The 15,951-nt window shown below is 63.4% G+C and carries 17 protein-coding genes; 8 read left to right on the top strand and 9 right to left on the bottom strand.

Annotation, left to right across the window (positions count from 1 at the left end; all coding sequences use genetic code 11):
• The gene (gene fpr, locus PCLY_RS20490; protein ID WP_061242146.1) at window positions 1-780 is read left to right on the top strand and encodes a ferredoxin-NADP reductase; all 780 of its coding nucleotides are present in this window, start codon (window positions 1-3) and stop codon (window positions 778-780) included.
• Window positions 781-918: 138 nt separating this feature from the next.
• Here the strand turns inward: fpr and PCLY_RS20485 are convergent, their stop codons facing one another.
• The 3 genes from PCLY_RS20485 to PCLY_RS20475 are packed head-to-tail and all read right to left on the bottom strand — an operon-like array spanning window position 919 to window position 3,213.
• Window positions 919-1,473 carry a peptidylprolyl isomerase gene (locus PCLY_RS20485; protein ID WP_061241751.1) on the bottom strand — a complete coding sequence of 185 codons (555 nt, stop codon included), beginning with the start codon at window positions 1,471-1,473 and terminating at the stop codon, window positions 919-921.
• A gap of 5 nt (window positions 1,474-1,478) precedes the next feature.
• A complete protein-coding gene (locus PCLY_RS20480) occupies window positions 1,479-2,276 on the bottom strand; it encodes an alpha/beta fold hydrolase (RefSeq protein WP_061241749.1) in 798 nt (265 codons plus the stop codon).
• 10 nt (window positions 2,277-2,286) lie between these two features.
• Window positions 2,287-3,213 (bottom strand): LysR family transcriptional regulator, encoded by a 927-nt coding sequence (locus tag PCLY_RS20475; RefSeq protein ID WP_061241747.1) that lies wholly within the window; start codon window positions 3,211-3,213, stop codon window positions 2,287-2,289.
• 77 nt (window positions 3,214-3,290) lie between these two features.
• Here PCLY_RS20475 and PCLY_RS20470 point away from each other — a divergent pair, with 77 nt between their 5' ends.
• The 4 genes from PCLY_RS20470 (at window position 3,291) to rarD (ending at window position 6,280) form a co-directional block, all read left to right on the top strand.
• Entirely contained in the window at window positions 3,291-3,605 is a 315-nt protein-coding gene (locus PCLY_RS20470) for a hypothetical protein (RefSeq protein WP_061241745.1), read from the top strand.
• Between the two features lie 135 nt (window positions 3,606-3,740).
• The gene (locus PCLY_RS20465; protein WP_061241743.1) at window positions 3,741-4,340 is read left to right on the top strand and encodes an FMN-dependent NADH-azoreductase; all 600 of its coding nucleotides are present in this window, start codon (window positions 3,741-3,743) and stop codon (window positions 4,338-4,340) included.
• 162 nt (window positions 4,341-4,502) lie between these two features.
• Window positions 4,503-5,375: a carboxylate/amino acid/amine transporter gene (locus PCLY_RS20460; RefSeq protein ID WP_061241741.1), complete on the top strand. Its 873-nt coding sequence runs from the start codon at window positions 4,503-4,505 to the stop codon at window positions 5,373-5,375.
• The gene (rarD, locus tag PCLY_RS20455) at window positions 5,375-6,280 is read left to right on the top strand and encodes an EamA family transporter RarD (protein WP_061241739.1); all 906 of its coding nucleotides are present in this window, start codon (window positions 5,375-5,377) and stop codon (window positions 6,278-6,280) included. Before PCLY_RS20460 ends, rarD begins: the two co-directional genes overlap by 1 nt.
• On the opposite strand, the gene PCLY_RS20450 is transcribed toward rarD, so the two are convergent.
• Together PCLY_RS20450 and PCLY_RS20445 are read right to left on the bottom strand one after the other, a co-directional pair.
• On the bottom strand, window positions 6,267-6,845 hold the full coding sequence (locus PCLY_RS20450) for a dihydrofolate reductase family protein (protein ID WP_061241737.1): 579 nt from the start codon (window positions 6,843-6,845) through the stop codon (window positions 6,267-6,269). The two genes, rarD and PCLY_RS20450, sit on opposite strands and share 14 nt — an antisense overlap.
• A gap of 98 nt (window positions 6,846-6,943) precedes the next feature.
• Window positions 6,944-7,351 carry an anti-virulence regulator CigR family protein gene (locus PCLY_RS20445; protein WP_061241735.1) on the bottom strand — a complete coding sequence of 136 codons (408 nt, stop codon included), beginning with the start codon at window positions 7,349-7,351 and terminating at the stop codon, window positions 6,944-6,946.
• Between the two features lie 197 nt (window positions 7,352-7,548).
• Here PCLY_RS20445 and PCLY_RS20440 point away from each other — a divergent pair, with 197 nt between their 5' ends.
• Window positions 7,549-8,874 carry a DEAD/DEAH box helicase gene (locus tag PCLY_RS20440; protein WP_061241733.1) on the top strand — a complete coding sequence of 442 codons (1,326 nt, stop codon included), beginning with the start codon at window positions 7,549-7,551 and terminating at the stop codon, window positions 8,872-8,874.
• Between the two features lie 102 nt (window positions 8,875-8,976).
• Here PCLY_RS20440 and PCLY_RS20435 read toward each other — a convergent pair whose 3' ends face one another.
• Both PCLY_RS20435 and PCLY_RS20430 read right to left on the bottom strand, forming a co-directional pair.
• Window positions 8,977-10,812, bottom strand: coding sequence for an ABC transporter ATP-binding protein (locus tag PCLY_RS20435; RefSeq protein WP_061241731.1), 1,836 nt, complete (start codon window positions 10,810-10,812; stop codon window positions 8,977-8,979).
• Between the two features lie 46 nt (window positions 10,813-10,858).
• Entirely contained in the window at window positions 10,859-11,923 is a 1,065-nt protein-coding gene (locus PCLY_RS20430; protein ID WP_061241729.1) for a metal-dependent hydrolase, read from the bottom strand.
• Window positions 11,924-12,054: 131 nt separating this feature from the next.
• Between PCLY_RS20430 and arfB the strand changes: the two genes are divergently transcribed.
• Window positions 12,055-12,468 (top strand): alternative ribosome rescue aminoacyl-tRNA hydrolase ArfB, encoded by a 414-nt coding sequence (gene arfB, locus PCLY_RS20425; RefSeq protein WP_061241728.1) that lies wholly within the window; start codon window positions 12,055-12,057, stop codon window positions 12,466-12,468.
• Here the strand turns inward: arfB and PCLY_RS20420 are convergent.
• Both PCLY_RS20420 and gap read right to left on the bottom strand, forming a co-directional pair.
• The gene (locus PCLY_RS20420; protein ID WP_061241726.1) at window positions 12,465-12,929 is read right to left on the bottom strand and encodes a methylglyoxal synthase; all 465 of its coding nucleotides are present in this window, start codon (window positions 12,927-12,929) and stop codon (window positions 12,465-12,467) included. The genes arfB and PCLY_RS20420 overlap by 4 nt on opposite strands.
• 13 nt (window positions 12,930-12,942) lie before the next feature.
• Window positions 12,943-13,944, bottom strand: a complete 1,002-nt coding sequence (gene gap / locus PCLY_RS20415) for a type I glyceraldehyde-3-phosphate dehydrogenase (protein ID WP_061241724.1) — start codon at window positions 13,942-13,944, stop codon at window positions 12,943-12,945.
• Window positions 13,945-14,074: 130 nt separating this feature from the next.
• Here gap and edd point away from each other — a divergent pair, with 130 nt between their 5' ends.
• Window positions 14,075-15,898, top strand: a complete 1,824-nt coding sequence (edd, locus tag PCLY_RS20410; RefSeq protein WP_061241722.1) for a phosphogluconate dehydratase — start codon at window positions 14,075-14,077, stop codon at window positions 15,896-15,898.
• Window positions 15,899-15,951: the final 53 nt, after the last annotated feature.

The following is a 15,951-nucleotide window of genomic DNA, read 5'->3' as shown; positions in this document are numbered from 1 at the left end:
ATGAGCAATATGAACGTCGAGCGCGTGCTCAGCGTCCACCACTGGAACGATACGTTGTTCAGCTTCAAGTGCACCCGTGATCCGGGCCTGCGCTTCGAGAATGGCCAGTTCGTGATGATCGGTCTGCAGCAGGACAACGGTCGTCCGCTGATGCGTGCCTACTCCATCGCCAGCCCGAACTGGGAAGAGCACCTGGAGTTCTTCAGCATCAAGGTGCCGGACGGTCCGCTGACCTCGCAGCTGCAGCACCTCAAGGAAGGCGACGAGATCATCATCAGTAAGAAGCCCACCGGCACGCTGGTGCTCGACGACCTCAACCCCGGCAAACACCTCTATCTGCTCAGCACCGGCACCGGCCTGGCACCGTTCATGAGCGTGATCCAGGACCCGGAGACCTACGAGCGTTTCGAGAAGGTGATTCTGGTTCATGGTGTGCGCTACGTGAACGAAGTCGCCTACCGCGAATTCATCACCGAGCATCTGCCGCAGAACGAGTTCTTCGGTGAAGCGCTGAAAGGCAAGCTGATCTACTACCCGACCGTGACCCGCGAGCCGTTCGAGAATCAGGGACGCCTGACCGACCTGATGCGCAGCGGCAAGCTGTTCGCCGACATCGGCCTGCCACCGATCAACCCGCAGGACGACCGCGCCATGATCTGCGGCAGCCCGAGCATGCTCGATGAGACCAGCGAAGTGCTCGACAGCTTCGGCCTGAAGATCTCCCCGCGCATGCGTGAGCCGGGTGATTATCTGATCGAGCGCGCTTTCGTGGAAAAATAAGCGCCTCCGTTAAACGACAAAGCCGCCCCATGGGCGGCTTTGTCGTTTTAGGCGATTCACCGTAGCCCGGATGCAATCCGGGGGGGGCGTAATTGCAATCTCCTGAATTGCATCCGGGCTACAGGTTACATCAGCGTCTTACAGGCGCTTGGCGTCGATGATCAGCACCGGCTCGCGCGGTACGTTCTGGTGCATGCCGCGGTTGCCGGTGGGCACCTGGGCGATCTTGTCCACCACCTCCATGCCGCGGGTCACCTTGCCGAACACGGCGTAGCCGAAGTCGCGCGAACTGTGGTCGAGGAAGGCATTGTCCTTGTGGTTGATGAAGAACTGGCTGGTCGCCGAGTCACGGGCCTGGGTACGGGCCATGGCCAGGGTGCCACGTACGTTGTGCAGGCCGTTGTCGGCCTCGTTCTTGATCGGCGCGTCGGTGTCCTTCTGGCGCATGTCGGCATCGAAACCGCCACCCTGGACCATGAAGCCCGGAATCACCCGGTGGAACTGGGTACCGTTGTAGAAGCCGCTGTCGACGTACTTGAGAAAGTTCTGCGTGCTGATCGGCGCCTTGTCGGCGGCCAGCTCCACTTCCACTTCACCCAGGCTGGTGGTCAGCAGAACCTTGGGGTTTTCCGCGGCCAGCAGGCTGGAGGACAGCAGCAGGGCGCCGGTGGCGAGAACGAGTTGCTTGAGCATGATGGTCAGTTTTCCTTGTTGGCAGTCTCGCCGAGAAAGGCGAGCAGGGCGTTATTAAAGCGTTCTGGTTGATCCATTGGTGTGGCGTGGCGCGAGTTTTCGATGATCAGCAGGCGCGCGTTGGGCATTTCTGCCACGTACTCGCGTTTGCGTTCAACGGGCGTGTAGTCGTGGTCGGCGGCGATCACCAGGGTAGGACAGGTGATGCGTTTGAGGCGTTCCCGCACCCCCCAGCCGATGATCGCATCGAGGCTGGCGAGGTAGGCACGCTTGTCGTTCTGCGGCCAGCGCTCTTCGATCTTGCGCCGCAGCTCGGCCTGTTCCGGGTGCGGGAACAGCAGCTTGGCCAGGGCCTTGGCGATGGTCTCCAGGCTGAGCAGGCGCGATAGCGTCCAGCGCTTGCCGATCTCCAGCCAGTCGCGTGCGCTCTTGGCCTTCACCTCGGGGGCGCTGTTGATGATGGTCAGGCTGCGCAACAGCTCGGGGTGGTCGACGCCAATCTGAAAGCCGATCATGCCGCCCATGGAAATGCCCACCAGGTGCACGGCGGGCAGCTGCAGGTGTTCGATCAGGGCGGTGACATCCTCGGCGAAGTCGATGATGCGATAGGCTCCGCGCGGCTTGTCCGAGCGGCCATGGCCGCGCACGTCGAGAGCAATCACCCGGTAGTGCTGGGCGAGCAGCGGGATCTGATATTCCCAGTCGCGCGTACTCGAGCCCAGACCGTGGACCAGCAGCACGGGCGCACCGTGACCGTAATCCTCGTAATGCAGCTGGCAACCATCGTTGTCGAAATAGGGCATGGCGCAATGCTCAGTTGGTGGACTGCGGTGCGGCGAAGGGCGCGTCCAAGGGGACGGCATCGAAGTTCTTGATCAGCTCGATGAGGATCTGCGTAGCCGGGCCCAGCACGCGATCCTTGTTGCTGTAGAGGAAGAAGCGTGGCTTGCGAATGGCGCCCTGGCCCAGTGGCAGCGGTTTGAGCAGGCCTTCCTGGACTTCGCGGACGATCAGGTGGCGGGGTAGCCAGGCGAAGCCCAGGCCACTGCTGACGAAGGTGCGCGCGGTCGGCAGGCTGCCCACCGTCCAGCGCTGCTCGGCGCCCAGCCAGCCGGCGTCGCGCGGTTGCAGGCGGCCACTGTCGCGGGTGACCACCTGCATCTGGCCTTCCAGATCCTGAAAGCTCAGCTCGCGTTGCAGGCGGTGCAGCGGGTGTTCCGGATTGGCCACGGCAACGAATTCGACCTCATTGAGCTCAATGCCCAGATGGCCGGTGATGTTCAGCGCGCTGATGGCCAGGTCGGCGGTGCCTTCGAGCAGGACCTCCTCGACCCCGGACAGCACCTCCTCACGCAGGCGCACGCGGCAGCCGCGGCTCTGCGGCATGAAGGCGGTCAGCGCGCGGACGATATTGGCGGTGGGGTAGGCGGCGTCCACCACCAGGCGCACTTCGGCTTCCCAGCCCTGTTCCATGTGGTGGGCCAGGTCCTCCAGCTGGCTGGCTTGCTTGACCAGTTGCCGTGAGCGACGCAGCAGCACGTCGCCGGCCTCGGTCAGTACGGCCTTGCGCCCATCGATGCGCAGCAGCGGTACGCCGAGCTGTTCCTGCATGCGGGCCACGGTATAGCTGACCGAGGACTGCGAGCGGTGCAGCACTTCGGCGGCCTGGGCGAAGCCGCCCTGGTCTACCACCGCCTGCAGCGTGCGCCATTGATCCAGGGTTACGCGAGGAGCTTTCATTGCATCATCCTGCCTGAGTCGACTGTTATCGCCGACGATCTCCACCTACACTGGCTCTCCCATGTTGGAGAGCACCGATGAAAAAAATAATCTGCTTGCTGTTCGCTTTCGTGCCCCTGGCTGCCAATGCCTACCCCATCGAGGTGGAAAAACAGTTCAACGGCGCCGAGGTCTCCGCGACCACTCAGGAAATAGACCACAACATGGCGGCGTTGATGCTCTACAACTACGGTCAGAGCGAGGCCGAGTGCAGCGCCGTGTTCCGCAATGGCCCCGAAGCGCCACGCACCCGGCGTACCCTGTTGGCGCCCGGCGCGAGCAACAACATGACGGTCAAGTTCACCCGTAGCGTGATTCGCCTGCGGGTCAATCTGACCTGCAATCTGAAGTGATCAAAGCCTAGATGTGGCGAAGCAATAAATCAAATTAGTCGATATATGTAAGCGGATATTTACGCTTTTTAATCGAAAGTTGCATCTCTACTCTGTGCTCCATCGACTCTTGTTCACCTCGATGGAGCCTCAGACATGTCCCGTATTCTCGTAATCGAAAGCAGTGCCCGCCAGCAAGGTTCGGTCTCCCGCGAGCTGACCCAGCAATTCATCGCCAACTGGCAGGTTGCGCACCCGGCTGATCAGATTCAGCTACGTGACCTGGTAGCCGAGCCCGTACCGCACCTCGACGCCACGCTGCTGGGTGGCTGGATGACGCCGAGCGAGCAGCAGAGCGAAGCCGAGAAAGCTGCCCTGGCGCGCTCCAATCAACTGACCGATGAACTGCTGGCCGCCGATGTACTGGTGCTGGCCGCGCCGATGTACAACTTCGCCATTCCCAGCACCTTGAAGGCCTGGCTGGATCATGTGCTGCGCGCCGGGGTCACCTTCAAGTACACCGAAACCGGCCCGCAGGGCCTGCTGACCGGCAAGCGTGCCTTCGTGCTCACCGCCCGCGGCGGCATCTACGCCGGCAGCGGCCTGGATCACCAGGAACCCTACCTGCGTCAGGCGCTGGCCTTCATCGGTATCCACGATGTGCAGTTCATTCACGCCGAAGGCCTGAACATGGGCGCCGAGTTCAGCGAGAAAGGTCTGGCCCAGGCCAAGGCCAAGCTGGCTGACGTGGCCTGATAACGTTCCGACTCTCCTGAGCGCCCGTTCGCGGGCGTGCTATGCCGGTCGCTTCCCCTGAAGTGGCCGGCTTTTTATAGGGCTGCCCAGCGGCTCGCCGGGGTATGGATTGTCCGGCGCGGGGGAACGCGCTAAGGTCGCCGCCTTCGTTCGGAGGTGGCTGTGCGATATCTGCTGATAGTGACCCTGCTGTGGGCTTTTTCCTTCAGCCTGATCGGTGAGTACCTGGCTGGTCGGGTCGACAGCTACTTCGCGGTACTGACGCGCATCGTCATCGCCGGTCTGCTGTTCGCGCCGCTGACCCGCTGGCGTGGTCATGCCCCGGCCTTCGTGCGCGGCATGCTGCTGATCGGCGCACTGCAGTTCGGCATCACCTACGTCTGCCTGTATCTCAGCTTCTCGGTGCTCAGCGTGCCGGAAGTGCTGCTGTTCACCATACTCACACCGCTGCACGTGACGCTGATCGAGGATGCGCTCAATCGCAGGTTCAACCCCTGGGCGCTGGCTGCCGCGCTGGTGGCCGTGATGGGGGCGGGCATCATCCGGTACGACGGCATCAGCAGTGGCTTCCTGCTCGGCTTCCTGCTGCTGCAGGTGGCCAACTTCACCTTCGCGGCCGGTCAGGTGCTGTACAAGCATCTGCTGCTCAGGCACCCCTCGAGCGAGCCGCAATACAAGCGCTTCGGTTTCTTCTATCTGGGCGCGCTGCTGATTGCGCTGCCAGCCTTCCTGCTGCTGGGTAACGGCGAGCGCCTGCCCAGCACCCCGTTGCAGTGGGGTGTGCTGGTCTGGCTCGGCGTGGTCGCCTCAGGGCTCGGCCTGTATTGGTGGAACAAGGGCGCCAGCCTGGTCGATGGCGGCACTCTGGCGGTGATGAACAACGCGCTGGTGCCGGCCGGATTGCTGGTCAATCTGTTGATCTGGAACCACGATGCCGATCTGCTGCGCCTGGCGTTGGGCGGGGCGGTGATCGCGGCGTCGCTGCCACTGGTCAATCTGGGGCGTACGCGCCGACCGCCTGCCGAGGTGCATTGATGCAACTGTCCGGGCGTGGTGTGGCGCTGTCGGTTACCGCTTCGGTGCTGTTCGCCGTGCTGCCTGGCTATGTGCAGTGGCTGGCGCCGCTCGATGGCGTGCAGATATTCGCTCAGCGCGTGCTCTGGTCGATTCCTCTGGTCCTGCTGCTGGTGCTGCTGGCGGGGCAGACCGCATTGCTGCGCGAGACCTTCCTGCGTCTGCGCCGCGAGCCGCTGCTGTTGGTCGCCTGTCCGGTGGCGGCGGCGCTGATCGGCGTGCAGTGGGGGCTGTTTCTCTGGGCGCCGCTGGCAGGACACATGCTGGAAGTGTCCATGGGGTACTTCCTTCTGCCCTTGGCGATAGTGCTGACCGGCCGGCTGTTCTATGGCGAGCGCCTGCGGCCGTTGCAGCAGCTGGCGGTAACCTGCGCGGTGCTCGGCGTACTGCACGAACTCTGGCGCACCCAGGCGTTCTCCTGGCTGACGCTGATCACCGCGCTGGGCTATCCGCCTTACTTCATCTTGCGCCGCTGGATGCGTCTGGATGCGCTGTCCGGATTCGTGTTGGAGATGCTGATGCTGGCGCCGCTGGCGATCTGGCTGATCGTCGCCTACGGTCCCGCTGGCGCATTCGCCGAGCGCCCGCTGCTATGGCTGCTGGTGCCGGTGATGGCGTTGATCGGCACGCTGGCCTTCGCCGCCTACATGGCGTCCAGCCGGATGCTGCCTTTGGGGCTGTTCGGCATTCTCAGTTATGTCGAGCCGGTGTTGCTGTTCGCCGTGTCGCTACTGGTGTTGGGCGAGAGCTTCGATACCGGGCAATGGCTGACCTACCTGCCGATCTGGGTGGCTGTGCTGCTGGTGGGGTGGGACAGCGCCCGGCTGCTGCGCAAGCAGCAGCTCGAGAACATCAGGCCGCGCTGATACGCGGCGCTGGGATCTGCGTTGGCATGCTGAGCGGCTTCTGCACCTGGTAGTGCACCTGCAGCGTGCCGCTGTTGAAGCGGCGCTGGTCACTCAGCGTCAGGCTGCGCTCCATGCCGGTCGCCAGCAGCGGAATACCGGCACCGAGCAGGTGTGGCACCAGGTTGATCACCACTTCGTCGATCAGGCCGGCGGTGTAGCAGTTGCCTGCCAGCAGGCTGCCGCCAACCAGCCAGATACGCTGAAAACCGGCCTCGTTCAGCGCCGCCACGGCCTGGGCGGGCGTGCAGTGGGTCAGCTGGATTTCGTCCGCAGCGCGTGGCAGGGCGAGGCGCGTCAGCACCACGCAGGGCTTGCCGGGGTAGGGCCAGGGGCCGCCCCGCTTGAGCAGCGCTTCGTAGGTGCCACGGCCCATCAGCAGGGCATCGATAGCGGAGTAAAAGTACTGAAACGCGTACTCTTCATCGGCCTTGCGTAGAGAGTCGAACCAGTCGAGGCGGCCATCGGGGCGAGCGATGTAGCCATCGAGGCTGGACGTGACGTGGTAGATCAGTGACGTGTTCATCGTTGCACCTCGGCGGGCCATCCGAAAATTGGAGTGGCGCCGCCGGGACAAGTTCGTCGTACGCCGTGCCGCTTGTCGGCTGGCTGTGCAATAACTGATCAGTCCAGCACGTTGCGCAGGATTTCGTAGATGATCCCCGTCGCGACAGCGACCAGCACCACGTCGCGGCCGATCTGCTTCCACTCGTAGCCGTCGTAATGGGGTAGGCGCGAGGTCACGCGGCTGTCGAAGTTCTTGGCGATGCCCGGGGGCAGTGGTTTGCCGCGGGCCAGATTCTTGGCGATGCCAGGCGGAAGTGAAGAGGTCGGGCCGATCAGCTGACGATTGTCGCCAAGGATGATGCGCACCTGGCCGATGTCCACGCTGGGGCCGCGCATGTCGATACGTACGCCGTCGTCGTGCTGGCCTGGCTTGCCCTTGCCGGGAGGTGGGCTGGCCAACGCTGGCGATGCCGCGAGCAGGATGCACAGGCCGATGCTGAGGGTGGTTTGAATTCTGTTGGTCATGGCGCACGACTCTTTGGTTGGTGCTGATTGGATATCAGCTTAGCCCTCCCGGTTCCTCGTCACCCATTGTGGATGTTGCCCGGATTTTGCCGTTCGTCGTCGCCTGAATGCGAGTTTCATGCAAAGAAATTCGGCCCCGACGGCGGAAACCGTTAGGCTATGCACCGTTTTGTCGATTTCTTTGAGGTAGTGCCCCCGTGTTTGCCCAATTCGCCCTGCATGAACGCCTGCTGAAAGCCGTGGCCGAGCTAAATTTCGTCGAGCCAACTGCGGTGCAGGCGGCAGCGATTCCGCCTGCACTGGAGGGCAAGGACCTGCGGGTGATCGCCCAGACCGGTAGCGGCAAGACCGCCGCTTTCGTCCTGCCGCTGCTCAATCGCCTGCTCGGTGACGGCAATTCCAAGCAGCGCCTGAGCATTCGTGCGCTGATCCTGCTGCCGACCCGCGAACTGGCCCAGCAGACACTCAAGGAAGTCGAGCGCTTCGCCCAGTTCACCTTCCTCAAGGCTGGCCTGGTGACCGGTGGCGAGGACTTCAAGGTGCAGGCTGCGGTCATGCGCAAGATCGACATTCTGATTGGCACGCCGGGCCGTCTGATCGAGCACGCCAACGCGGGCAACCTGCCTCTGGAAGAGGTCGAAGTGCTGGTGTTCGACGAGGCCGACCGCATGCTCGACATGGGCTTCGCCGAAGACGCCCAGCGCCTGGCCGAGGCCTGCGGCCCGCACCAGACCCTGCTGTTCTCCGCCACGACCGGTGGCAACGGGCTGCGCGAGATGGTCGCCAAGGTCCTCAAGGACCCGCAGCACCTGATGCTCAACAGCGTCAGCCAGCTCAACGAAGGCACTCGTCAGCAGATCATCACGGCCGACCACAACTACCACAAGGAGCAGCTGGTTGACTGGTTGCTGACCAACGAGGCCTACGACAAAGCCATCGTCTTCACCAATACCCGGGTGCAGGCCGACCGCCTCTACGGCAAGCTGGTGACCGCCGGAATCAAGGCTTTCGTACTGCACGGCGAGAAGGATCAGAAGGATCGCAAGCTGGCCATCGAGCGTCTGCGCCAGGGCGCGGTCAAGGTGCTGGTGGCCACGGATGTGGCGGCGCGCGGCCTGGACGTCGAAGGCCTGGATCTGGTGATCAACTTCGACATGCCGCGCTCCGGCGACGAGTACGTGCACCGCATCGGTCGTACCGGCCGCGCCGGTGGCGAGGGCCTGGCGGTATCGCTGATCTGCCATACCGACTGGAACCTGATGTCGAGCATCGAGCGCTACCTCAAGCAGCGTTTCGAGCGCCGCACCATCAAGGAGCTCAAAGGCGTCTACCAGGGGCCGAAGAACCTCAAGGCTTCCGGCAAGGCCGCCGGCAGCAAGAAGAAAAAGACCGAGAAGAAAGACCCGAAGAAGGCCACCGCGTCCAAGCGCAAGACCGGCCCGCGTCCGGCTGGCAAACCGTCAGGTCTGGTCAGTGCAGACGGCAGCGCGCCACTCAAGCGCAAGAAGCCGGCTGCAGAGTGATCACAGAACGGTGGACGACGCTTCATCCGTCCACCGCTCTGTGATCGCGATGGTGGATGAAAAGAGCGTCATCCACCCTACTGCCTGAAGCCCCCTACCGTTTCACTCCACCCCGACGAAACCACCGGTCTGATGCTGCCACAGGCGTGCATACAGGCCGCCACGGGCGATCAGTTCGGCGTGGGTGCCGGTTTCGATGACCAGGCCTTGGTCGATCACCACCAGGCGATCCATGCGGGCAATGGTCGACAGGCGGTGAGCGATGGCGATCACCGTCTTGCCCTCCATCAGGCTGTCCAGGCTTTCCTGAATGGCCGCTTCCACTTCCGAGTCCAGCGCTGAGGTGGCCTCGTCCAGCACCAGGATCGGCGCGTCCTTGAGCAGTACACGGGCGATGGCGATGCGCTGACGCTGGCCGCCGGACAGTTTCACGCCACGTTCGCCCACCTGCGCATCCATGCCGCGTCCGCCCTGGCTGTCATCGAGCGTGGGGATGAAGGCATCGGCGCGTGCCTTGCGCACCGCTTCCCAGAGCTCGTCGTCGCTGGCGCCGGGTTTGCCGTAACGCAGGTTGTCGCGGATCGAACGGTGCAGCAGGGAGGTGTCCTGCGTCACCACGCCGATGTTGGCGCGTAGGCTCTCCTGCGTAACCGTGGCGATGTCCTGGCCGTCGATCAGGATGTGGCCGCTTTCCAGGTCGTACAGGCGTAGCAGCAGGTTGACCAGGGTCGACTTGCCGGCACCGGAGGGGCCGACCAGGCCGATTTTTTCGCCGGGTGCGATGGCAATGTCCAGGCCGCTGATCACGCCGCCCTGCTTGCCGTAGTGGAAGTGGATGTCCTCGAAGCGCACGCTGCCCTGCTGCACCTCGATCGGCTTGGCGTCAGCGCGGTCGAGCACCTGGCGGGGCTGAACGATGCTCTGCATGCCGTCCTGCACCGTGCCGACGTTCTCGAAAATGCCGTTGACCACCCACATGATCCATTCGGCCATGTTGTTGATGCGGATCACCAGGCCCAGCGCCAGGGCGATGGCCCCTGTGGTGATCAGCGACTGGCTCCACAGCCACAGGGCCAGGGCGCCAGTGGCGACGATCAGTACGCCGTTGAGGCAGGTGACGAGAAAATCCAGTGCGGTGATGGTGCGCGACTGCAGGCGAAATTTTTCGAGCAGGTCCTGCATGGCTTCGCGGGCGTAGCTTTCCTCCTCTTGCGAGTGGGCGAACAGCTTGAGCGTGGCGATGTTGCTGTAGCCATCGACCACTCGCCCCATGACCTTCGAGCGCGCCGAAGAGGCGGCAGCCGAACGCGCCTTGATGCGCGGCACGAAGTACCACAGCGCCGCGCTGTAACCGACGATCCACAAGGCCAGTGGCACCACCAGACGCAGGTCGGCGGCAGCGAACAGGTACAGCGCGCTGCCGGCGTAGACCACCACATGCCACAGCGCGTCGATCACCTGCATCGCCGAGTCGCGTAGCGAGGGACCGGTCTGCATCACCCGCTGGGCGATGCGCCCGGCGAAGTCGTTCTGGAAGAAATTCAGGCTCTGCTTGAGCACGTAGCGGTGGTTCTGCCAGCGAATCAGGTTGGTCAGGCCCGGGTTGATCGCCTGATGGGTGAGCAGGTTGTGCAGGCCGAACACGATGGGGCGGATGACCAGCGTCACCAGCAGCATCCACAGCAGCTCGTTCCGATGTTCGCTGAAGAAGCTGCTGGCATCCGTGCTGGCCTGGGCCATGTCGATCAGCTGGCCGAGGAAGCTGAACAGCGCCACCTCGATCAGGGCGGCGAAGAAGCCGATGACCAGCACCGCCAGCATCAGCGGCCACACCTGTTTCAGGTAGTGGCCGTAGAAGCGCAGCATGCCGGTTGGCGGGGCGACGTCGGGGCTGGGTTTGAAGACGTCGATCAGGGATTCGAAGCGGCGAAACAACATTGCAGGCATCCTGCCTCAATAGGGTTGGACGCCGATAGTAGCGCCGTTAGTGCGAGCGAGTCTCAGTTAAAAGCGGTTTCTGCAGTCCACCGGCCCAGGCCAGCAGTGGAACCTTCAGCTCGGGGTGCCAGATGCGCTTGAACAGCAGGGCCAGGTGTTCGATCTCGCCGCGCTCGAACGGCAGGCGGTCGATACGTTCGTGAACCTGCCATTGGCCGTCCTGCAGCTGGGCGAAGTCAAAGCGGAAGGGGTGGAAGCCGGTCATGCCCAGACGCAGGTCCGTGACGATCAAGTGCCCATCGACCTGGTCGTAGCGCAGCACGCCACCGGTGAACCATTGCAGTCTCTGGTGCATGGGCGCATCCGCCAGCAGCTCGCGCAGGTGCGTGCCGCGCGGCAAACGTTGCAGCTGCGGCGGCTCGTCGTCGAACCAGCCGACCAGCGCTTCGTGATAGTCCTCGCCATCGAGCACGATGACGCGCCACAGCAGGGTGTTGAACGGCGTTGGTGTGGTGAACAGTTGTTCGGCCTGGATGCCCTGGCGCGCCAGCTCGCGCTCCACGCGCTGTTCGGCCATGAATTTGCCGGCCAGGCTGAAGCCGATGTACAGCGTCGATATCGCCAGCGCCACAGCCGGCACGCGCCAGCTCTGTTCGCGTAGCCCGGTGAACAGGCTGATCAGTACCGCGGCGATCAGCGGCACGGTGTACAGCGGGTCGATGATAAACAGGCTCGACCAGGCCGTGGGCGTCGGCATCAGCGGCCAGAACAGCTGGGTGCCGTAGCTGGTGAAAGCGTCCAGCAGTGGATGGGTGATCAGTACCAGCCAGAGGGTCAGCAGGAGGCGATTGGCCGAGTATCCCGGATGAGGGCGAAAGCGCCTGGCCAGCCAGGTCAGCAGCAGGGCAAAGCCGCTGAGGACGAACAGCGAGTGGCTGAAGCCGCGGTGGTAGGTCATGTTGGCCACGGCATCGCCGTACTCCATGACCACGTCCAGGTCGGGCACGGTGGCGAGTATGGCGCCGTACAGCAGTGCCTTGCGCCCTTGCCAGCGGCCGAGCAGCGCGCCCTGAATGCTGGCGCCAAGTACTGCCTGGGTTATGGAGTCCATCACGTGCTTCCGGAAAAAGACAGGCTGCTACGTTAGCCGAGGCGCCGCGCGAATGCCGTGGGGAAATTTCAAGCAAAGATTACAGCTGTGACAGGTATCCTGATGATCATGACCTTCAAGAAAACATGGCCATGCTGATCGTCTCCAACAGTGTTCACATTCCCGATGAAGAAATCGAACTGACCGCCATCCGTGCCCAGGGGGCGGGTGGGCAGAACGTCAACAAGGTGTCCAGTGCGGTGCATCTGCGGTTCGACAGTCAGGCGTCGTCGCTGCCGCCGTTCTACAAGGAGCGCCTGCTGGCGTTTGCCGACAGTCGCATTACCGCTGACGGCGTGGTGATCATCAAGGCGCAGCAATACCGTACCCAGGAGCAGAATCGCGCCGACGCCCTCGAGCGCCTTGCCGAGTTGATCCGCACGTCCGGCAAGGTGGAGAAGAAGCGCCGCCCGACCAAGCCGACCCTCGGCTCGAAAAAGCGCCGCCTGGATGGCAAGAGCAAGCGCGGGGCGATCAAGGCGGGACGGGGCAAGGTGGATTTTTAGCCGCGTGCCGCCAGATACGCCTGATAGTCGGGAATGCGGTACTCGTGCTGTTGCTCCAGCAGGGCGCTGCTGAGCATGTAATCGGCGCTGCTCTCGTTGCAGGCCACCGGGATGTTCCACACCGCAGCCACCCGCAGCAGGGCCTTGATGTCCGGGTCGTGTGGCTGTGGCTCGAACGGGTCCCAGAAGAACACCAGCATGTCCACGCGTTGCTCGGCGATGCGCGCGCCGATCTGCTGGTCGCCACCCAGCGGGCCGCTGATCATACTCTCCACCGGCAGGTCCAGGCGCTTGCTCAGAAGCAGGCCGGTGGTGCCGGTGGCCAGTAACTGATGCTTGGCCAGTCGCTCGCGCTGACGTTCGCACCAGTCCAGCAGGAAGCCTTTGCAATGATCATGCGCCACCAGGGCGATACGCTTGCGCGCCGGCAGCCGGGCAAGGGTGAAGCTGATACGGCTCATCGAGCCTCCTCGTTCAGTCAAGGCGGGCCAGGGCCCTGCAGTTGTCCAGCATACGGTTGGAGAAGCCCCACTCGTTGTCATACCAGGCCATGACCTTGAGCAGCCTGCCGCTGAGCTTGGTGTGGTTGGCGTCGAAGATCGATGACAGCAGGTTGTGGTTGAAGTCGCAGGACACCAGCGGCAGCGCGTTGTAGCCCAGCACCGGCGACTGCTCGCTGGCGGCCTTGAGCAGGGCGTTGACTTCCTCGGCGGTGGTCTCGCGCTTGATCTGCAGGGTCAGGTCGACCAGCGAGACATTGATCACCGGTACGCGTACCGCCATGCCGGTGAGCTTGCCGGCCAGCTCCGGCAGCACCAGGCCGACCGCTTCGGCGGCACCGGTCTTGGTCGGGATCATCGACTGGGTCGCTGAGCGTGCTCGGTACAGGTCGCTGTGGTAGACGTCGGACAGGTTCTGGTCATTGGTGTAGGCGTGGATGGTGGTCATCAGGCCCTGTTCGATGCCCAGTTCACGGTGCAGCACCTGCGCGACCGGCGCCAGGCAGTTGGTGGTGCACGAGGCGTTGGAGATGATCTGCATGTCGGGCGTCAGCACCTGCTCGTTGACGCCATACACCACGGTGGCATCGGCGCCCTTGGCGGGGGCGGAGATCAACACCTTGCGCGCACCGGCGGCGAGATGCGCAGCGGCCTTGTCGCGATCGGTGAACAGCCCGGTACATTCCAGCACGACATCCACCTGATGGCTCTTCCAGGGCAGTTCCGCCGGGTTGCGAATGGCGCTGACGGCGATGCGATCACCCTTGATCCACAGGCTTTCACCGTCGACCCTGACCTCTTCGGCGAAGTGGCCGTGAACGCTGTCGTACTGCAGCAGGTGAGCGTTGATGGTGCTGTCGCCGAGGTCGTTGATGGCCACGACCTGCAGGTCCTGACGATAATTCTGGGTATAGAGTGCACGTAGTACATTGCGGCCGATACGGCCGAAGCCATTGATGGCGATTCGTAGTGTCATGGCGAGGGTCTCGTAAATTTGTTGTTAGAATTACAAGATTATGCCCATTGCTCTAGAAATCAAGCCCGCTGAGTGGCAGTATTTTGTTGTAAATACAAACAGACGCTAGCTGCTAGCCTGGAGATTCCCCATGCATCCCCGCGTTGTTGAAGTTACCGAACGTCTTGTCGAGCGCAGTCGCGCCACGCGTCAGCGCTACCTTGAGATGATCCGCGCCGCCGCCAGCGAAGGGCCGCAGCGTGGCAAGCTGCAATGCGCCAACTTCGCTCACGGGGTGGCCGGCTGCAGTGGTGACGACAAGCAGACCTTGCGTCTGATGGATGCGGCCAACGTGGCCATTATTTCTGCTTACAACGACATGTTGTCGGCGCATCAGCCTTACGAGACCTTTCCTGAGCAGATCAAGCAGGCCCTGCGTGAGCTGGGTTCGGTTGGGCAGTTCGCCGGTGGCGTACCGGCCATGTGCGATGGCGTCACCCAGGGCGAGCCGGGCATGGAGCTGGGTATCGCCAGTCGTGAGGTGATCGCCATGTCTGCCTCCGTGGCGCTGTCGCACAACATGTTCGACGCTGCGCTGTACCTGGGGGTGTGCGACAAGATCGTGCCAGGGCTGGTGATGGGCGCCCTGCGTTTTGGTCATCTGCCGTCCATGTTCGTGCCGGCGGGGCCCATGACCTCGGGGCTGTCCAACAAGGAGAAAGCCGACGTGCGTCAGCGTTATGCCGAGGGCAAGGCGACGCGCGACGAGCTGCTGGCCGCGGAGATGGCTGCTTACCACGGGCCAGGTACCTGTACGTTCTACGGTACGGCCAACACCAACCAGCTGCTCATGGAGGTGATGGGCCTGCACCTGCCGGGTGCATCCTTCATCAATCCGGGTACGCCGCTGCGTGATGCACTGACCCGTGAGGCGGCGCAGCAGGTTACGCGTCTGACCAAGCAAAGCGGCCAGTTCATGCCCATCGGCGAAATCGTCGACGAGCGCTGCCTGGTCAACTCCATCGTGGCCCTGCATGCCACCGGTGGCTCCACCAACCACACCCTGCACATGCCGGCCATCGCCCGCGCCGCTGGCATTCTGCTGACCTGGCAGGACATGGCCGATCTATCGGAAGTGGTACCGACCCTGGCGCACGTCTATCCCAATGGCAAGGCCGACATCAATCACTTCCAGGCCGCAGGCGGCATGGCCTTCCTGATCCGCGAGCTGCTCGACGCCGGGCTGCTGCATGAAGAGGTCAATACCGTGGCCGGGCGTGGCTTGTCGCGCTACACCCGGGAGCCTTTCCTCGAGGATGGCAAGCTGGTCTGGCGCGACGGGCCAAGCGAAAGCCTGGAGGAAGGGGTGCTGCGTCCCGTGGCGCGGCCGTTCTCGGCAGAAGGCGGCTTGCGCCTGATGCAGGGTAACCTCGGGCGTGGGGTGATGAAGGTGTCCGCAGTGGCGCCCGAGCATCAGGTGGTACAAGCACCGGCGCTGGTTTTCGAGGATCAGCTGGATCTGGTCGAGGCGTTCAAGGCGGGCAAGCTGGAGCGCGATTTCGTCGCCGTGGTGCGTTTTCAGGGGCCGCGTTGCAACGGCATGCCGGAACTGCACAAGATGACGCCCTACCTGGGCGTGTTGCAGGATCGCGGTTTCAAGGTGGCGTTGGTGACCGACGGGCGGATGTCCGGCGCCTCGGGCAAGATTCCGGCCGCCATTCATGTCTGCCCGGAATCCTTCGATGGCGGGCCGCTGGCGCGGGTGCGCGATGGCGATCTGATTCGCGTCGATGGCCAGACCGGCGAGCTGCTGCTGCAGGTCGACGAGGCCGAGTTCGCCTCGCGCCAGCCGGCAGCGCGGCCTGCTCCGGCCAGTGGCTGTGGGCGCGAGCTGTTCGCCTTCATGCGCCACAACTTCAGCCCAGCCGAGCAGGGGGCCAGTGCCTTTACCGAAAGCCTAGAGTCGCTGGTCTGAACAGGTAGGGTGGACAACGCGAAGCTTGTCCACCGTCTGTCCGAGTGGTGGAT

Origin of the sequence: Ectopseudomonas composti, from assembly GCF_001567565.1 — a bacterium.
GTDB classification, from domain to species: Bacteria; Pseudomonadota; Gammaproteobacteria; order Pseudomonadales; family Pseudomonadaceae; genus Aquipseudomonas; species Aquipseudomonas composti_A.
The sequence above is the reverse complement of the archived record's forward strand: the minus strand, read 5'-3'. Positions and strand labels throughout refer to the sequence as shown.